This is a genomic window from Hominimerdicola alba (assembly GCF_900109655.1).
Taxonomy (GTDB): Bacteria; Bacillota; Clostridia; order Oscillospirales; family Ruminococcaceae; genus Hominimerdicola; species Hominimerdicola alba_B.
In genome coordinates, this window is the sequence record NZ_FOAT01000007.1 from 1 (window position 1) to 17817 (window position 17817).

The following is a 17817-nucleotide window of genomic DNA, read 5'->3' on the forward strand; positions in this document are numbered from 1 at the left end:
GACTTTGGCTATCCTGTAATCTCCGTTGACATTCAGCTTTCCTCCGCCCAGCTTTGTCGAGCCGCCCTGAGCAGTGAAATTACCTGTAATATTCAGCGTTCCTCCGCCCAGCTCGATATTCCTTTCAAACTGTGTCACATCACCGGTGATACTTACCGTCTTTCCGCCCATGACCATTCTGACGATTTTCAGACCATTCCGGGTCACGATGTTCAGATTTGATGCCAGCGGAGTAGTGGAATAGAAATACCCCTCCATACCGATGGTTCTGTTATTTGTAACTGTGATCTTAGCCATCTCTCCCTGATATGAACATTTGAGGGTCTGATTTCCTGTGCCGTTGAAATTCAGAACAGAGGTACCCATCATAGCAAAGGCATTGTGATTATCAGCAGAAGAGATACAATCACAAACATTGCCTCCAACATTTATCGTACCTGCGGTGATAAGGTCGTAGGTATACCAGCCGCTCCTGCCCACCGTGTTCGTCATACTTGAATCAACGTTCCAGATAAGGTCACCTGTGACAGTTATGGATCCCGACGAACTCTGCATTCTTATATATGCTTTGGAAGTTGCATTCTCCTTACCTATGTACAGATTTCCGTTTACTACCAGCTTACCCGTACCGATATCCAGCATGCCCGCAGTCATATACAGATCACCTTCTACAGTCAGAGTACAGCCATTGAGTATGATATCGCTGTTTGTTTGCAGTGATCCTGATACGGTCATGTCAGATGAAAGGCTCCTCGACGAACTCCAGTTCTCAGCAGATGCGCTTATTACCCCCGCACCTTTCCACAGCTGTTCACCCGGCAGAACTGCCCCCGAAAAAGTCATCGTGACAGCCAAGATGCCCGCCAGCACTCTTTTCATTTGAATACCTCCATTTCGATATTTCCTGTTTTTTTCCACCCGACCGGATGCTTTCCTGCATCCGTAAATAACTATGTTTTCCAATATTATATTATAACATATCCGGCGCTATTTTTCAATATTATTATTTAAAATATCTCGTGTAATATTATCATTTCCAAGCCTGCCCAAACTGGGCAAAATAGCCTATTCCCACAGCATCTCGTGCTTTTGAACAATGCACATTCCGTGACCCCCTCGGACATTATATATATGTTATCAATTTATGACGGAAAGTTCGCAATAATTGGATTGCTTGGGCGCTGTATTTGAAATATAATAGGGTTAAACATAGTATTTACGGCAAGTTACGGAGGTCAAGGAACATGGATTTTTCAAAATTATGGCTTGATTACAGAAAGCTGGCGGATACGCGCCGCAGAGTGATAATAAGCTGTGACCATTCGCTGAAGGATTCTGCTGCCTTTGAAGAATTACAGATCGCTATGGCTTCCATGGTGCCCGATGCGATAGTAGTTTGGAGATCCGAGGTATTCGATGACGATTCATACCTCATCGTGCTGACTATACACCCCGAACTAGCCGAGGAAGAATACGATATCGCGGCATCCGCCAACATCACAGAGATATGTGCAGGCAGTGAAACAGGTCTGCTGTACGGCGTTTTTGCATTTTTAAGACAGACTGCCCTTGCAGGAAAATTCTACAGCTTTACTGCTCACAGCAAGCCCTCTCAGCCCATACGTATGCTGAACCACTGGGACGAAGCCGACGGTGATATCGAACGCGGATATTCGGGCAAGTCTTTTTTCTTTATCAACGAGGAACTTGAAATTAACGAGCGTACCGTCATGTACGCAAGGCTGATGGCTTCCATCGGCATAAACGGCGTTGTCATAAATAACGTGAATGTACGCCGCAAAGCGAAGCTTCTGCTTTCCATAGAGTTTGCCGAAAGTCTGGCAAACCTGGGCGAACTTTTCGCGAGATATGGCATAAAGCTTTTTATATGCCCCGATTTTGCCGCACCAAAAACTTTATGCGGACTTGACACTGCCGACCCGCTGGATGAAAACGTCATCGAATGGTGGAACACCACCTGTGCGCTGGTCTTCGGCAAGATAAAGAATCTCGGCGGCTTCCTTGTAAAAGCCGATTCCGAGGGTGAACCGGGACCGATGGCTTACGGCAGAACTCATGCTGACGGCGCAAATATGCTGGCAAGGGCGATAAAGCCCTACGGCGGTATAGTTATCTGGCGCTGTTTCGTGTATAACTGCACTCAGGACTGGCGCGACAAGAAGACCGACAGGGCTTGCGCCAGCTACGATAACTTCATCGGTCTGGACGGTCAGTTCGATGATAATGTGTATCTTCAGGCTAAAAATGGTCCTGTGGATTTCCAGATCCGCGAACCTGTACACCCGCTTTTCGGCGCCATGAAAAATACAAATATGATAATAGAGTTCCAGCTTGCACAGGAGTACACTGGTCAGCAGAAACACGTTTGCTGGCTGATTCCCATGATCAAGGAAATAATGGAACATCACACCTGCCACGATCTCCCCGATGACCGCGTAAACAGGATAGTTTGCGGAGTTGCCGCCGTGGCAAATACAGGCGACAGCTATTGCTGGACAGGCAGTGAACTTGCCGCCGCCAACCTCTACGGCTACGGCAGACTTCTCTTCGATGAGAACCTGACCTGTGACGAGTTAGCTGAAGAATGGACAAGACTGACCTTCGGTGATGATGAGAAAGTCACCGCGGCAGTCAAGGAGATACTTCTCGGTTCAAAACAGGCTTATGAAGATTACACCGTCCCCCTGGGCATAGGCTGGATGTGTCACCCGAATGACCATTACGGTCCGTCTCCCTGGGGTTATGAGTTCGACAGATGGGGCACATACAACCGAGCTGACAGAGATGCCGTTGGCGTTGACAGAAGCGCTTCGGGCTCGGGTTACAGCGAACAGTACGCTCCAGCCCTTGCAGAGGTCTACGGCGATATCAGCAAATGCCCCGATGAACTCCTGCTGTTTTTCCACCGTGTGCCCTACACTCAAAGGCTGCACAGCGGAAAGACCGTGATACAGCATATATACGATACCCACTTCGAGGGCTACGCCAAGGCTGAGCATTTCGCTGAACTATGGCAGGGGCTTAAAGGCAGGATAGATGACCGCACATTCAAAAATGGCTGTGAACGCTTTGCCGAGCAGCTGAGATGCGCTAAGGAATGGCGGGATATAATCAACTGCTTCTTCCACAGACTTTCGGGCATTGACGACGAAAACGGACGAGAGATATATTAGGAGTAAAGAATATGAGCGTTTTTAAGGCAGATGACATCTTTTCAGACGGAATGATACTCCAGAGAGGTGTCGAGAATTTCATAACAGGCGACGGCGAGGGCGAAATGACCCTCACCCTTGAACGAGATGACAAGATATGCGGACGTTCGCGCATAGCCGCTGACGGCAGATGGCGCATAGCTGTCCCCGAAGGCAATGCAGACTGTCTGCCCTACACCATAAAGATACGCTGCGGCAACGTTATGCAGGTCATAAGCGATGTCCTTTTCGGTGATGTTTTCCACATCACGGGACAGTCGAATATGGAGCTGCCCCTCAACCGCACCTACGATCCGTTCAAGGGCGATGTTCCCGTGCCTGAGGAAGAGCTTATCCGCGAATACCGCGTACCTATTGCCCTGAGCTTTGAAGCAGGCAAGGAAGCAGGAACTTTCACAGGCGGAAGCTGGATTCGCGCCTGCGATGACACTGAGCTTAATATGAGCGCCGCAGGCTACCACTTCGCAAAGAAGCTATTCGCCGAGATAGGTGTACCCATCGGTCTTGTTAATACATCAGCAGGCGGCTCGGCTATCGAGGGTCGTATACCCGCCGAGGTCTGCCGTGAGTTCCGCGAACTTGACCCTGTCACCGATACCGTCACAGCCGACGGCTACATGGAAAAAACTCTTGCTGAGGGTGAAAAGATCGAGAAAGAATGGTCGGCTTATGTTGAAAGCCGCGATAAGATAGGCAAAGATATCGTCAGCGGAAAATACCCCGCCGACAGCCAAAAATGCACCGTTCCTTTCATGGTCAACGATCTCCCCGATATGAACGGCTTCTGCGGACGCATATGGTTCTGGAAAGAGTTCGATATACCCGCAAACGCAGATCTCAGCGATGCTATGCTGATATTGGGTACTCTGGTAGATGCGGATATATCCTACATCAACGGCGTAAAGGTAGGCGAAACGACTTACCTTTATCCTCCCAGATATTACGATATCCCCGCTAAGATACTCAAACACGGCACCAACCGCGTAGCTGTGCGCCTTGATATCAACAACGGCTTCGGCGGATTCACCGAGGGCAAGCGCTTCTGTGTAAAGCTTGGCAATACCGTTATCGATCTTGAAGGCGAGTGGGATTTCATGCCCGCAGTAAAAGCCCCTCTCCGCGGCACGGTGGAATTCCTGCCCTCAAAGGAACTGGCTGTTTACGCCTACATGACAGCTCCCGCCTACAGACTGCCTTTCAAGGGTATGCTTATATATCAGGGCGAGACCAACTGCAGCAACGCAGATATCTATGATGGACTTTTCAGACGCTTTGTTGAGTACTACAGAGAACGCTGCGGCTATAAGATACCCGTAGTATCGGTTCAGCTGCCAAACTGGACTCCCGGCGGCGAAGGCTGGGTGAAGATACGCCAGAAACAGCTTGAATGCTGCAATATCCCCGATACAACAATGGCAGTAACTCTGGGAATGGGCGAAAACAACGACCTCCACCCCATAGACAAAGAAAGCGTAGGCGCTGCACTGTGCGACTGCGTAATGCGCCTTATCTACGGCAAAGGCGATCCTCTGCCTGTCAGCCCCACAATGATACGCCGCACATCCGACGGCATAATGGTAGGTTTCCGTGAGGACGTTACGCTCACCGATAAGGATACAAAGTACTTCGAGGTGCATACCCCAGAGGGTTGGAAGTCTGTTAACGTCAAGGAAAACCGCGGAGGACTGCTGCTGGACTTCACAGCTGATAACGCAGATAAGATCCGCTATGCATGGCTCCCCGATGCAGACAGGCCCGCAGCTGAGGGTATCAGCGGCAGACTGGTGCCAACATTTGAAGCTGCGATATAAATGGCAATAACATAAAATCAGAGCGTGGATAATCATCCACGCTCTTTCTATTTGCGTAAAAACCACCCACTCGCCCAATCAACATTTCCCATAAAGCAGAAAAACCGAGGCAAAGCCTCGGTCTTCCTGTAGGGTAAAAATGAAGGATATTTTTCGCATCAATTGCTTGCACACGATCAATGCGTTATATCGGGAAAGCTTTATTATTCAGCTGCTTCTTCTGTTGCAGCTGCGCCGGTATCAATGTTATCGTTAGCTTCCTTCAGCAGGTAGTCAACGGTAGCCTTGTTCTCCTCAACGTTCTGAGTCCATGTGGAAGCTCCGCCGCCTGTAAGAACGGTAGCCTGTCTAACGTCCTGCATCTTGTTCTTCAGCTCTTCGGAAACGCCTTCCTGGAAGTCATACAGAGGATGATCATTACAGAGCTTGATAACTTCTTCTCTCATCTTGATCATATCATCGTTCCACTTGTAGTCGTTCTTCAGCTGATTTACACCGATCTCATTAGCCTTGCTCAGTGTAGCCATACGGCAGTTCATGTATGCTGCAAAGCCCTTGGGGTTAGGAGCATTCTTACAGAGCAGATAACCGTCAACTCTGGAAGTTACGTAGTAAGTATCGCCATCGTCCATTCTGGGCATAGGTACGAACATGATCTCGCCTGCCTCAACATCACCGAATGCGGTAACGTCCTGAGGTGCACCCTCGATGCCCCACAGACCGCAGGGATAGAACAGTGTCAGGTAAGTACCAACGCCGAGACCTGTTGTGCCGTCGCCTCTGATAGACCAGTTGTTGGAAGCTCTGTCGAAGAATACTTCGTTCTTGCCCAGATTGTACATCAGTTCCTGTACCTTTGCTACCTGAGGATTCTCCATATTATTAACGAGCTTGCCGTTTTCAAGACTGATAAGAGGTACACCGCAGGTATCGTTCAGAGCAGCTGCATACCACCAGCCATCCAGACCGACCTTTTCGTTCTCCTGATCGGTGAACTCTGTACACATCTCGGTAAACTTGGACCATGTCCACTCATCTTTCCAGTACAGTTCAGCGGGATCGTCCAGACCGTTCTCCTCTATTGTATGGGTATTATAGATGCAGACATACTGAGGATAAGACTGTATACCTGCTACATAGTGATCACCCTTGAATACGAATGCATCGCAGGTAGCCTTTGCAGGTGCCCACAGATCACTGTTGAGGTCTATATACGGATCGATCGGTTCAAACATTCCCTTGATAGCACCCTTTGGGAAGCCGTCCATATCCATTGCGGAGAAGAAGTCAGGGGAATCACCGGACATTACGTATTTAGCCAAATCGGTGTAACGATCGTCCCATGTTGTCTGTACATACTCAAAAGTACCATCATAGGTATCTCTGAACATCTGTATATCGGGAGGTACTACCTGACCATCGCCGGGGTTGATATCCCAGTGTGAGAGGAACTTTACGTTCTTGTTCTCAAGTTCGGTCTTATCGAGGTCTGCTGCAGCATCCTGTATAGCCTGCTTGTCCTCTTCTTTCATCTCAATTGTAGAAGCTGACTTCTTGTCGCCTTTGTCCTTATCACCGCTGCCGCATGATGCGAAGCCAACACATACTGTCAAAGCAAAAAGACCAGTCAGTAATTTCTTTGTAGTTTTCATATAAAATACCCTCCTTGGAAATAAAGCGTCATAATTTTGTGACGCCTGCCACTCTACTATGCAAGTATTATTTTAACAGTTTGTTCATTCAAAGTCAATTCGCTATTGTAACATTTATTGCTCAACATTTTCGTTAAAATTGCCGAATAACTCGCAAGAATAAAGTAGTTATTTAAACCAAAGTTCCAGTTAAACTTGCTACCCAACCAGCACAGGAACTCGTATTTACGTTATTTATTATATAATTTTAACCTCAAAATATCTTATCAATAATTGCTCTACGCCGACCATTTATTGCTATGGTTGTCTGAATTGGTGATATTTTTTATTTATTGTTTGATTTTTTTGGCAAATATCGCATAGATATTTTCTGTTTTAGCAAATTATATTATTGACTTTACGATTTAACAATGTTATAATTTTGATAGTATAATACTACTTGTGTCCAATATATGTACAAAACGAACACACGCAACGGAGATGATATCATGATAAACAGCAGAAAAAGCATAGCTATATTTACCTGTCAGGTCACATTGGGCTACCGCAGATTTTTTTGCGAAGCGGTCAATCAAGCTGCGATCGAAAAAGGTTACAATGTTGTCTTCTATAATTTCTATGGCATTGTAGGAAGTAAACATACGGATTACTCCGATTATGAATATAAGCTCGTAGATGTCATCCCTTTCAGCCAGTTCAGCGGTATAATTTTCGATGAGGAGTCCATAGCCATAGAAGGTCTGGTCGATACACTTGTTGCCAAGATCAAAGAAAAAGCGACTTGTCCCGTAGTAAGCGTTTCAAGTTTCATGGAAGGTTTTTACAACCTTTGCTTCGACGACGATGCAGGTATCGATCTTATCGTGAGACATCTGTACGATCATCACGGCTGCCGCAGGATCGGATTCATGTCAGGTCCCATGTGGCATAAGGACGGTGTAAAAAGATATCACGCTTTCAAAGCGACCATGAAAGCTCTGGGGCTTCCCGAAGAAGGCGAAGGCATATTTGAAGGTGATTTCTGGTATAACAAAGCCAAAGAAGCAGCAGAGTTTTTTGCAGGCGAAGGAAAAGAACTTCCCGAAGCTATCGTATGCGCCAATGACTATATGGCTATGGCACTTTGTAAAGAATTAAAAAATAAAGGTCTGCGCATACCGGAGGACGTTCTCATAACAGGCTTTGACGGAGCCGAAGAAGGTCAGGAGTATATCCCGAGACTGACAACCGTTGACCACAGGCGTGATGATATCGCAAAACAGGCTGTTACGCTAATTGATAATATCCTGAAAGGGAATAAGTCCCCCGAGACCTCTTATATAGAACCCGAACTTATCCTCGGAGATTCATGCGGCTGCACCAGAGCCGATCCTAATGTAGAGATAGAAAGGCTGAACGACTACGCCGATTTTTCCAGAACAATGCATTATTATCTCAGTGATATTATTGGCGCTACCCTTAAAATGAATATAGTCGAAAGCATATCCGAACTTGAAAGGTCATTTGCCGATTATGCCGTTAATTTCGGAGGTTACAGAAGTTTCTGCGTTATGACTTATGTCGATGAGAACGGAAAAACTTCGCTTGAAAAGGGCATGAATGCCCCCACCCAAAAAGCTTATCCCTCAATTCTTGTTGACAGAAAGGGTGACTACAAGGGCATCGAACGCAAGGTCATAACTACCGATGAATTTCTGCCCACAGAATCAGTTAACGAACCCAGGATAGTCTATATAACAAGTATGCACTGCGGTGACAGATGCTTCGGATACAGCTCTGTCTCCATGACAGGCACAGGAGCTTTCAACGAGTTCTACTACGTATGGATAGCAACTCTCGCCGTGGCTATGGAATCACTGCTAAGGAGCAATAATATCCATGAACTGATAAAAAATCTGGAGGATACCAGTGTCAGGGACGGTCTTACAGGGCTTTACAACCGCCGCGGTTTCGAGCTTCGCTCAGCTGAAGCTTCACGGAGTATGCGCAAGGACAGTACCGCCTGTGCCATGGTGATAGATATGGACGGACTGAAACATATAAACGACCGCTTCGGCCATGCCGAGGGCGATATCGCCATAAAGAATCTTGCTGATATCATCGGTGAAGTTTTCAAAGGCAAAGCCATAGCGGGAAGAACAGGCGGTGACGAGTTTTACGTATTCGTTTCCGAATGCACAGAAGATATGGTGCACACTTTCAGAAAACAGATATATTTCCTGATCTCCGAACTGAACGCCGCTTCCGATAAGCCCTATAATATCGATGCCAGCTTCGGCGCCTGCATCCATGAGATAACCCCGAATTACAACGTAGAGGAACTTATCCGCATAGCAGACGAGCGAATGTACGCCGAAAAACAACAAAAGCGCACACGCCGTACATAAGGATCAGTTGAAAATACTGAAAGGCAGTACCGCACGATAGTGCAGCACTGCCTTTTTTCATGACTAAGCTTCTGTTTTTACAGACAAAGCTATCCCCGCTTTATTCGTCAAGCTTCAGCACACCGTTGGCGCGAAGCTGTCTGAGGAAAGTGAATCTTGCGATATCCTTGCATTCGGGCTTTATCATGTAATACATATAATGTTCCAGCAGATTGAGGGTCTCATAAGTCCTGCCCTCTATCTTGAACTGGCTGAATCCCATGGGAACATATTTGTTCCAGATATCATCGGGAGTAACATGGGTGCTGAGATCCTGGATATCAAAAATAGTCCTGTTTACGCTGGGACATTTTGAGAACTGCTTTGCTTCGGGGTATTTCTGATAAAGCGCATCGGTAGAATAGGTGTTGGCAGGATGCTTCTTTACGTGGTTAGCAAAATCTATCTGCTGTAATCCGATGAATCTGTAATGCTCGGAACGTCTTTTACAGCCGGGGTCACAACAGGCATTCACAAGTATCTCGCACTTATCCTTATCGGGTATCTTTTCAAGTATATCGAATTTATTGTTGAGGTCATAGTCGATGACAACTATATGATAATCCTTTTCGACTTCCGCATACATAGCCTCGGGGTCGGTTATACGCTTGCAGGTGGAGCTTGTCAGCTTGTATTTAGGGTACTGCTTTCTGATGTATTCTTCAAGTATCGGCGAAAAAACTATAGCTTCGTTCAGACCGTTGTTCGCAAGATTCATCACCATGTTACAGAAATCATCGCTGAGATGTTTTTTCTCTATCATGGGATTTGTAAAAGTAAACCTGAGAGGGATACCTCTGTCGTTAAAAGCACCGATGACCGTCTTTACGTAATCCTTGTCGCAGTAACCGCCACACATACGTCCGCCATTCCAAAGCGACGGCGGAAAACAGCCGTATACGGAAGCTATCTCCACACCCTCACGGAAATACTCGGGACATCGTTTCAGCATCTCCGCAAAGATAATATTGAATCTGAAATGACCGGCAAAATCCGGCAAATGGAATCGTACTCTCATAATAATTTCCTTTCATCTTTAATATGGGAAATTTTCCCGCACTCCGCTCTAAAGGTGGTACGGCATTCTGTTTGAATAACATTATATCATGTTTTACAGCAAAAGTAAAGACACGGGTAAACAATTTCCGGCATACGTATTTGTACGAAAAGATTCGACCCTATACCAACCTATACCACTCGCTACGACCGATGCCCAGCACAACTTCTCAATGTACGTAACAAATCGAACCACCCGCCGGATGATACAAACCTTTCCAAGCCCGTAACGAACCGAGCCGTCCGCCCGAGGACATAAAAAGGGCTGCGCAAAATTGCACAGCCCGTATTATCGGTATTATATTACTCGTCGTCAGTCAGAGAATCCTTGAATTCCTCAGCCTTGTCTGCCAGGTCTTCAACTGCTTCCTCTGCCTTTTCAGCCAGATCCTCAGCAGCCTCGCCGACCTTATCAGCCAGATCTATGTCCTCAACAGGCTCTTCGACCTTGTCAAGATCCTCTTCGGGTGTGGTGTCATCGATGCAGTCATCGAAATCGTCATCAAGATCCTCGTAATCGTAATCCTCAAGCTCCTTGCGCTTCTTATATGCCATAACAGCAGCAGCGCCGCCTGCAACTACGCCAATTGCGAGTAATGCCTTAAAAATATTTCCCATTTTGAACACTCCATTTCTAAAAAATTATCTCTCTAAATCAAAATTCAGATTACTGATATTATACCACACTTTGTTCAAAAAATCAAGCGACGTAAGCTAACAAAAAATATTTTTCGTCATTTTATTCAAATTTTGCGGAGCGTTTTTTACATGGGATATCAACCAAACCTCAAATAAACCCTATTATTGGCTTTTTAGCGTGATCGACTCCAGGTCTTCCATACTGCCGCTGAACACGTTCATATCAATGAATTCTTCATCACCATCATAGCCGTCAAACTTTTCACTGTCGCTGTACTGCCAGAACGTCCAGTCATTATGCAAGGGTCTGAAAAACACGTTGCGCTCCCAGAGCATACAGCCATCAAATGCTTCTTTGTAACGAAAGCGTGTCTTTAATGTCGTATAGATTATGGGCTTTGTGCCGTACTTTTCCTCTATCGCGGAGATCATAGCCTTTATCTCAGGCACAGCTTCATCCGCAGGCTTCGGAGAATCGGTGTATTCCCCGTAAAGCTCCACATCGATCACAGGCGGCAGCATACCATCGGTCTGCCCCGTGCTTTCAAGAGCGTTTATGAAATTTTCCGCCTGAGTGCTTCCCGAACTGTCAAAGCTGAAAAAATGATATGCCCCCGTCACAAGTCCTGCTTCTTTCGCCCCTGTGAAATTTTCCACGAACATATCATCCGTCGAACCGCTGCCCTCTGTCGCCTTTACGAATACAAAATCCATGTGCTTCGACAGCTCAGCCCAGTCCGTCTGCCCCTGATAGGACGATATATCCGCACCTTTCAGCCCCTTGGGGTGATTTATCTTTATCACCCTGAACCACAAAAGAGCCGCAAACACCGCCAGTGCCGCAAAAAGCAAAAACAGTACGGCAAAAGCGTGCTTCATTTTATTTGATCTCAAATCCACATTCCTCCATGCTACATTTTAACGCAACAGTGCTTAGTATAACATGGAAGACCCCATTTGTCAAGCCGCCCTGCTCCTGCGGGTGCGCTTTGTAATATGCAGACCTCTGCGGGCATTGCGTGCCTTTCTCTCTTCTGCCCGCTCATCGAGGACTTTCAGCCTTTCCGCAGCTGACTTTCTCTTGTCATCGATGCGTGCCAGTTCGACAGCCACAAGAGCGCACAGCACCATCATGCATATCACAAAAGTCCGCGCAGGCGAGACAGTTGCCGCCCAGATCAGCCCCGCTGCTCCCATCAGACCCTTTATCACCCCCTTGTACCAGCCCTCTCCCGAGGAATATTCGTTTATGACCAAAACTATCAGTGTTCCTATAAGTACCATTTTTCTAACTTCCTTTCCACGCCATTTTCCCTTTGGCGTGAATATAGTATAGCACATAGTTTTCGATTTGTGGTAACTTTTTTTGTACAGATGAGATTTCAGCACGATCTTAGCACACAAGGGAGTTTTTTTGTACACATAAAAAAGCACAGCCGAAGCCGTGCTTTCCTGCTCTCTATAAAATATCAGTCAGATGTTCCCCGTAAGGCTCATAACTACCGCGAGAGCCGCAAGGGGAGCAGTCTCACAGCGCATTATCCTGGGTCCCATACCGATTACCTTTGCGCCCTCAGCGCGGCATTTCTCCACTTCCGCTTCATCGAATCCGCCCTCACTGCCGATGAATATGCCGATATCGCGGCAATCCGCAGATACCGTCTCCGACAGCGGAGCACCGCCCTTTTCGTAGCATATCAGCCCCAGCTCGTGCTCACCGAGACGCTTTGCGCATTCATCTGCCGATATAAGCTCCCCTACCGTCGGCACTATGCTGCGCCCGCACTGCTTTGCGGCTTCAAGAGCGATCTTGTTCAGGCGCTCCCTCTTTTTGCGGAAACTTTTCTCATCGGGTCGGGATACACACCTTGAAGTCAGCACAGGCACCACCTCAGCCGCACCAAGCTCCACCGCTTTCTGTACTATAAGCTCCAGTTTATCCGATTTCGGCATGGCCTGATAAAGTGTTACCCTCACCGATGGTTCGCCGTTGCCCTCGCTGACACTCAGCACCGTCAGCCCGCACTGTTCGTCCGATACCGAATCCAGCCTGCAAGTATAATCCTTGCCCTCACAGCATACAGTCAGCTCGTCCCCGAGGCGCATACGCAGACTCCGCCCGATATGCACAGCGTCCGCGCCGTTTATGACCGCGTGCTCTCCGTTTATATCCTCTTTGCTCACAAAAAATCTAGGCATTTTTTACCTCCACCGTGAAATAAGTAAAATTTTTACTATCTTTCATGCTTAACACAAATTGTTTTCACAATACAAACACAATTTAGCAGTATATTATTAACTGTCGGATAGTTCCGACGGCTTATGTTTCGGTATGTTGGCTTTTACCCCAAGCCTGCATATATACATAGTTGGCAGATCAATCTGCCGACTTCTCCCCTATAATTTTTTATTTGTTTTCACCCACAAAATCTGTGGGTGTTTTTTCTTTTTATGGGGTACCCATCACTTCGACACACAGATAAGCTCCGTTTCCCAGGCGGGATAGTAGCTCTCCTGCCGCATATAGAATGAATATCCGCCGTATATCTCATTCACCGCCAGGGGGATGTCGATGTAGTCATAGCAACGGTGATACAGCGCACAGCACAGCTTCGGGTGATATTTCATGATAGTCTTCTCCGAGCCTTTCAGCGCTGGGATATCCGCACCCTCAACGTCATACTTTATATAGGTACACTCCCGACCGCCAAGCACGCTGTCAAGGCTTCTTGCCGCGATAAGTCCCCTGCCGTCACCGTCAAGCCGAGCCTGTCTGCCTGCACCGCCGTCGAATCCCATCACTGTATCATGAGACCACGCCGCCGCATTAATGAATTCTATGTCATCGATATCTGTACAATTTCTTACACACTTCTGAAAATTGCGCTTCTCGGGTTCGAGAGCGTATATTTTTTTACAGCCGCCTGTGGCTTTCACTGTCTGCAAAACGGTATCGCCGTTGTATGCCCCGAGGTCGCAGTATATCTCGCCCTTTTTCAGCCCCAGAAGCGGCGATGGCTTCGTGCCGTCAGTGAATATCTCTTTCAGATACTCCAGCCTTCCCGTTATCTTGCTTGCCGTCAGCCCCATGAATACCTGCCTTGACTGTTCGTCCGCCAGCATACCGTATACCTTTTTTGCCCGAGCGATATCAGCGAAAAACTCCGTCCTGTCAAAAGCCCTGTCCCCTGCCACGGGAACATCGGGAGCATATAGCGGATGCTTTGCGCCGATTTCATCTATCCGCGCCATTATCTCAGGCAGAGAAGTCCCGAAAGCCAGCAGAACCACAAACTCCCCTACTTCCTCTTCCACCTGCGATAGCCGTTTCACTTCATATCCGCAGAAGCTCTGCCCCCTGACAAAATCATCGCTGGCGAACACGCCATCCGCTTTGATGCCCCTGTCAGCGCACCATTTCAGCACCTTTTCGCCGCCGTTGCCCATACCGTAGATGTACACAGGCAGACCGCTCCGCTTTATCTGTGCAGCACATTCGGGCAGTGCCGCCAGCTCCTCAAAGTCCATTTTCACACCTCACATAAAAAATGAATAATGAATAATTGCTGTCGCCTGTTATTCATTATTCACTATCCATTATTCAGTTTTATCCGAAGCCGCCTTATTCGTCGCCGTCCTCGGGAATGCCGTTCTGGTCAAATCCGCCGTAGAGCTCTCTGCCCCTTGTGCGGTATCTGTCACGGTTCATATCTATATACTGGTCGAGAAGCTTCATTACCTCCCGCGGCTTTTTAACAGACTTTATCTCCTTGACAGGGGTATCCACATCACGCACATTCATAACGATAGTGCCACAGCCTACCATTCTGTCGCCCATAGTAAGCACCAGCTTTTTATCCAGTACCCTGTAAAGCTCCAGCTCGTCTTCCTGAACGCTGAAAATTCCAGTTCTGGTGATGAACTTGCTCTCTGTCAGATAATATCTGGTAAACGACCAGGGAAGTCCGAGAAATGTACGCTTCTTATCTGTCCATACATAATCAAAAACGTCTTTTTTCATAAGGACGCACCTCATTCCTTAACATTATATTTACAATATACCATATTTACATACTTTTGTCAATATACGACCGCTCTCTATCCTCGTGCAGGTTCATCATCATATATCACCCACCTGACAGCATCTGGCGATACGTCGGAAAGGTACTGTCCCGGAACAGTGCAGGTCAGCTGCCACTTGGATACTTCTTCTTTACTCTCGCTGTATTTTCTTTTCATGTATATCGTCAGTTCGCCGCCCGATTCAACAGCCCGCAGAAATTCGTACCCTTCGCCCCCGCCTGAACGATCGCCGTACAAAAATACCACATTGGTGTTGAAACCGCCTTTGCCTTCAAATTCCTGCATATCTTTCCTGATACCGTCAAGCCCCATCACATCATGATATTTATCATAATAGTTCTCAAACTCAGTATACGAGGAAAAATACCGCTGATAGGGAAACGTGACCGCCGCCGTCGAGGATACCCTGTAATTCTTGCAGGGAGCTGGGATATCATGAAATCCTTGATCATTTGAAGCGGGAATCGCATTCAGCAGAATATCGCTGAGAAAGTATTCCATCTCGCTGGTGGAATTATTATATACACAGCACACTTCAACAGGGCTGACTAGCCTGCTGGATTCCACAACTTCGCCGTCTTCCTTCTGCTTTATCCTGATGAGCGCCGTGCTCCCCGTACCGCTTTCGGATATCTGCATCACAGAATCCTCACTGCACACCGTAACCTCAGCTTTGTCGGAAGAACTTACATCTATCAGAAAATCTCTCCACTCACCGCTGTTAGAAACGCCCTTCATAACACAGCCGTTTTCCTCAGCGGTCTCGGAAGTTATCTCTTCGCCGTCCCAACGGTAATAGTAGCTCTTATCTTCTTCATTTTTTTGGTATACCGAATGGTCCGCATCATCCTGATCATTATCGGAAAAGTCAAAAAGACCGCAGCCGCCAAACAGAAGTGTCGCCGAAAAGACAGCCGTCAACATTATACTTCTGAATTTCAAGCGCACCCCTCCCCGGATAATCCTTAGTAAACGACATTTATTTTCTTACTCATCTCAATAACATCTTCCGTTGAGATAATTTAAAAAATATAGGTCGGTCACTATACATATTTATTTAATTATATCATAATTCTTTTTCTTTGTTAATATGTGAATTTTATCAAATCTATCGAGCTTGTTTTGGTCATTCTGACTCATGACAATTTTTCTGAAAAAAAGGGAATAATTTTTTCAAAAAACTATTGACAAATCAAAAAAAATGTGCTAAAATAATTAAGTCGCTAAGAGATGCGACACTTTGGACAGGTGTCCGAGTGGTTTAAGGAGCCGGTCTTGAAAACCGGTGATACGGCAACGTACCGTGGGTTCGAATCCCACCCTGTCCGCCACTTATTTTTCAAGGCAAAGCGCCTATATACTTTTGCGGATTTACCCAAGTGGTGAAGGGGCTCCCCTGCTAAGGGAGTAGGTCTCGAAAGGGGCGCGAGAGTTCAAATCTCTCAATCCGCGTACAATCCTTATTTCGTAAAACCTCGAGAAATCGGGGTTTTTTCTTTTTCATTTTTGGTTTTACAGAACTTCGTGTGACAGTTTTTTTGTAATATGGTGCGCCTATTTTGCCTGTTTTGGCATTATTCTGCAATCAGCAGTCACACGAAAATCACACGCGATATTTTTTAAGAGTGAATTGATGTGTGACTGATTATTGGATTGATCTTGGCTTAAAAGTTGGATCTGGCTTAAAAGTCGAATATTGGCTAAAAAATGGATATAGATGCGGTTTTCCGTATTGCCTCTTTCAAGCCGGTCACAAAAATCAGTCACACAGTCACACAAGATCACACGCCTAAATGCTGTTTTTACTATTGTTTTACGGCAGTGGAGATCTGCCCGTGTCAAGCGCTCCTGAGAAGTACTCATCTATCTGCTTCTGATACTTTTCCTCCTCAGATGTCAGCGTCTGAACATAGTGCTTGTACATGGTGGTCGGATTGCTCCAGCCGCCTAAATGCTGAACGTAATCGTCAGGTATCTGCAGACCTTTAAGTGTAGTCGCAAATACCGCACGCAGATCATGGAACTTCATCTCGTAGCCCTGGGCAGCCATCAGCCTGCGGAATCCCTTGTACAAACAATTGTAGCCATGAGGTACTATAGGGTCGGTATCACTGTCATGCGGCTGTACCATTATCATTTCATAAAGTTCCTTCGGCAGACTGACCGTTCGTGTGCTGCCTTCGGTCTTGTTGAAATCGTTGTGGTGATCCACTCCGTTAGAATAAACTATCGACCTTTGGATACTGAGCCACTTGCCGTCCTTTGAAATATCGCCGTACTGCAATCCCCTGATCTCGCTGATACGAAGTGAGAGCCACATCGCCAGCAGACAGGCAAGCTCATACTTTGTTCCCTTGATAGTACGGATTATAATCTCGGGTGGTGGAAGGAGTTTTTTCTTCTGCCTGCTTTTCGGGAAAGTTACCCGCTTTTTGAAATTGGTTTCTATACCCTGAAATGTCAGCGCAGCCTGCAAAAGGCTCACTGCCTCAGATATGGATTTTCCCGAAAGTCTCGCCGCATCTACATTGATCGCAAGCTGCACATCGGGTACACTGAGCTCGGTTATCTTCCTGTCCATAATAGCCTGAAGCCTTGTATCGCGAATCATCTTATAAGTCTGTATCGTTACAGGTGAAACAGTGTTGGTACGCGATTCTATGTACTGATTGATCGCGCCTGCCACTGTCATCCTATAGATCGCCTGACCTGCACCGTACCTTGATACGTAATCCATCGCCATCTTTTCTGAAGCAAATGCGGTGTCCGCCGTAAAACTCTTGGATATTCTTTTGCCATTGGCATCTTTGCCAACAATTACCTGTGTTCTGAATCTTCCCGATGGAAGCTTTTGTGCTTTCATAAATTACCATCCTTTCTGTATCGGGAGAACAGAATGTGGTTTGTCCTGATATTA

General features: G+C 46.7%; 14 protein-coding genes and 2 tRNA genes. 5 read left to right on the plus strand and 11 right to left on the minus strand.

Features of this window, described 5'->3' with window-relative positions:
* Positions 1 to 879, minus strand: an 879-nt coding sequence (locus tag BMY75_RS09180; RefSeq protein WP_139199765.1) for a hypothetical protein, incomplete at its 3' end; no start/stop codon positions are given.
* 365 nt (positions 880 to 1244) lie between these two features.
* Between BMY75_RS09180 and BMY75_RS09185 the strand changes: the two genes are divergently transcribed.
* Together BMY75_RS09185 and BMY75_RS09190 are read left to right on the plus strand one after the other, a co-directional pair.
* A complete protein-coding gene (locus BMY75_RS09185; protein ID WP_074832980.1) occupies positions 1245 to 3194 on the plus strand; it encodes an alpha-glucuronidase in 1950 nt (649 codons plus the stop codon).
* Positions 3195 to 3205: 11 nt separating this feature from the next.
* Positions 3206 to 5044 (plus strand): sialate O-acetylesterase, encoded by a 1839-nt coding sequence (locus BMY75_RS09190; RefSeq protein WP_074832983.1) that lies wholly within the window; start codon positions 3206 to 3208, stop codon positions 5042 to 5044.
* A gap of 203 nt (positions 5045 to 5247) precedes the next feature.
* Here the strand turns inward: BMY75_RS09190 and BMY75_RS09195 are convergent, their stop codons facing one another.
* Positions 5248 to 6696: an ABC transporter substrate-binding protein gene (locus BMY75_RS09195; protein WP_074832987.1), complete on the minus strand. Its 1449-nt coding sequence runs from the start codon at positions 6694 to 6696 to the stop codon at positions 5248 to 5250.
* Positions 6697 to 7184: 488 nt separating this feature from the next.
* Between BMY75_RS09195 and BMY75_RS09200 the strand changes: the two genes are divergently transcribed.
* Positions 7185 to 9083, plus strand: a complete 1899-nt coding sequence (locus BMY75_RS09200; protein ID WP_074832990.1) for a diguanylate cyclase domain-containing protein — start codon at positions 7185 to 7187, stop codon at positions 9081 to 9083.
* A 100-nt stretch (positions 9084 to 9183) separates the two neighbouring features.
* Here BMY75_RS09200 and BMY75_RS09205 read toward each other — a convergent pair whose 3' ends face one another.
* The 8 genes from BMY75_RS09205 to BMY75_RS09240 form a co-directional block, all read right to left on the minus strand.
* On the minus strand, positions 9184 to 10140 hold the full coding sequence (locus tag BMY75_RS09205; protein WP_074832993.1) for a hypothetical protein: 957 nt from the start codon (positions 10138 to 10140) through the stop codon (positions 9184 to 9186).
* 341 nt (positions 10141 to 10481) lie between these two features.
* Positions 10482 to 10796 carry a hypothetical protein gene (locus BMY75_RS09210; protein WP_074832996.1) on the minus strand — a complete coding sequence of 105 codons (315 nt, stop codon included), beginning with the start codon at positions 10794 to 10796 and terminating at the stop codon, positions 10482 to 10484.
* Positions 10797 to 10979: 183 nt separating this feature from the next.
* Positions 10980 to 11711 (minus strand): glycoside hydrolase family 25 protein, encoded by a 732-nt coding sequence (locus tag BMY75_RS09215; protein ID WP_242940213.1) that lies wholly within the window; start codon positions 11709 to 11711, stop codon positions 10980 to 10982.
* A gap of 66 nt (positions 11712 to 11777) precedes the next feature.
* Positions 11778 to 12101, minus strand: coding sequence for a hypothetical protein (locus BMY75_RS09220; protein ID WP_074832998.1), 324 nt, complete (start codon positions 12099 to 12101; stop codon positions 11778 to 11780).
* Between the two features lie 189 nt (positions 12102 to 12290).
* On the minus strand, positions 12291 to 13016 hold the full coding sequence (locus tag BMY75_RS09225) for an RsmE family RNA methyltransferase (protein WP_074833001.1): 726 nt from the start codon (positions 13014 to 13016) through the stop codon (positions 12291 to 12293).
* Between the two features lie 264 nt (positions 13017 to 13280).
* Entirely contained in the window at positions 13281 to 14345 is a 1065-nt protein-coding gene (locus tag BMY75_RS09230; RefSeq protein WP_081350499.1) for an FkbM family methyltransferase, read from the minus strand.
* A gap of 94 nt (positions 14346 to 14439) precedes the next feature.
* Complete coding sequence (locus BMY75_RS09235) at positions 14440 to 14838, minus strand: PH domain-containing protein (protein ID WP_074833003.1); 399 nt, start codon at positions 14836 to 14838, stop codon at positions 14440 to 14442.
* A 77-nt stretch (positions 14839 to 14915) separates the two neighbouring features.
* Positions 14916 to 15842 carry a hypothetical protein gene (locus tag BMY75_RS09240; RefSeq protein WP_074833006.1) on the minus strand — a complete coding sequence of 309 codons (927 nt, stop codon included), beginning with the start codon at positions 15840 to 15842 and terminating at the stop codon, positions 14916 to 14918.
* A gap of 300 nt (positions 15843 to 16142) precedes the next feature.
* Here BMY75_RS09240 and BMY75_RS09245 point away from each other — a divergent pair.
* Both BMY75_RS09245 and BMY75_RS09250 read left to right on the plus strand, forming a co-directional pair.
* Positions 16143 to 16231, plus strand: a tRNA-Ser gene (locus BMY75_RS09245).
* A gap of 34 nt (positions 16232 to 16265) precedes the next feature.
* Positions 16266 to 16352 (plus strand) — tRNA-Ser (locus BMY75_RS09250).
* 361 nt (positions 16353 to 16713) lie between these two features.
* On the opposite strand, the gene BMY75_RS09255 is transcribed toward BMY75_RS09250, so the two are convergent.
* Positions 16714 to 17763 carry a site-specific integrase gene (locus tag BMY75_RS09255; RefSeq protein ID WP_074833008.1) on the minus strand — a complete coding sequence of 350 codons (1050 nt, stop codon included), beginning with the start codon at positions 17761 to 17763 and terminating at the stop codon, positions 16714 to 16716.
* Positions 17764 to 17817 lie beyond the last annotated feature (54 nt).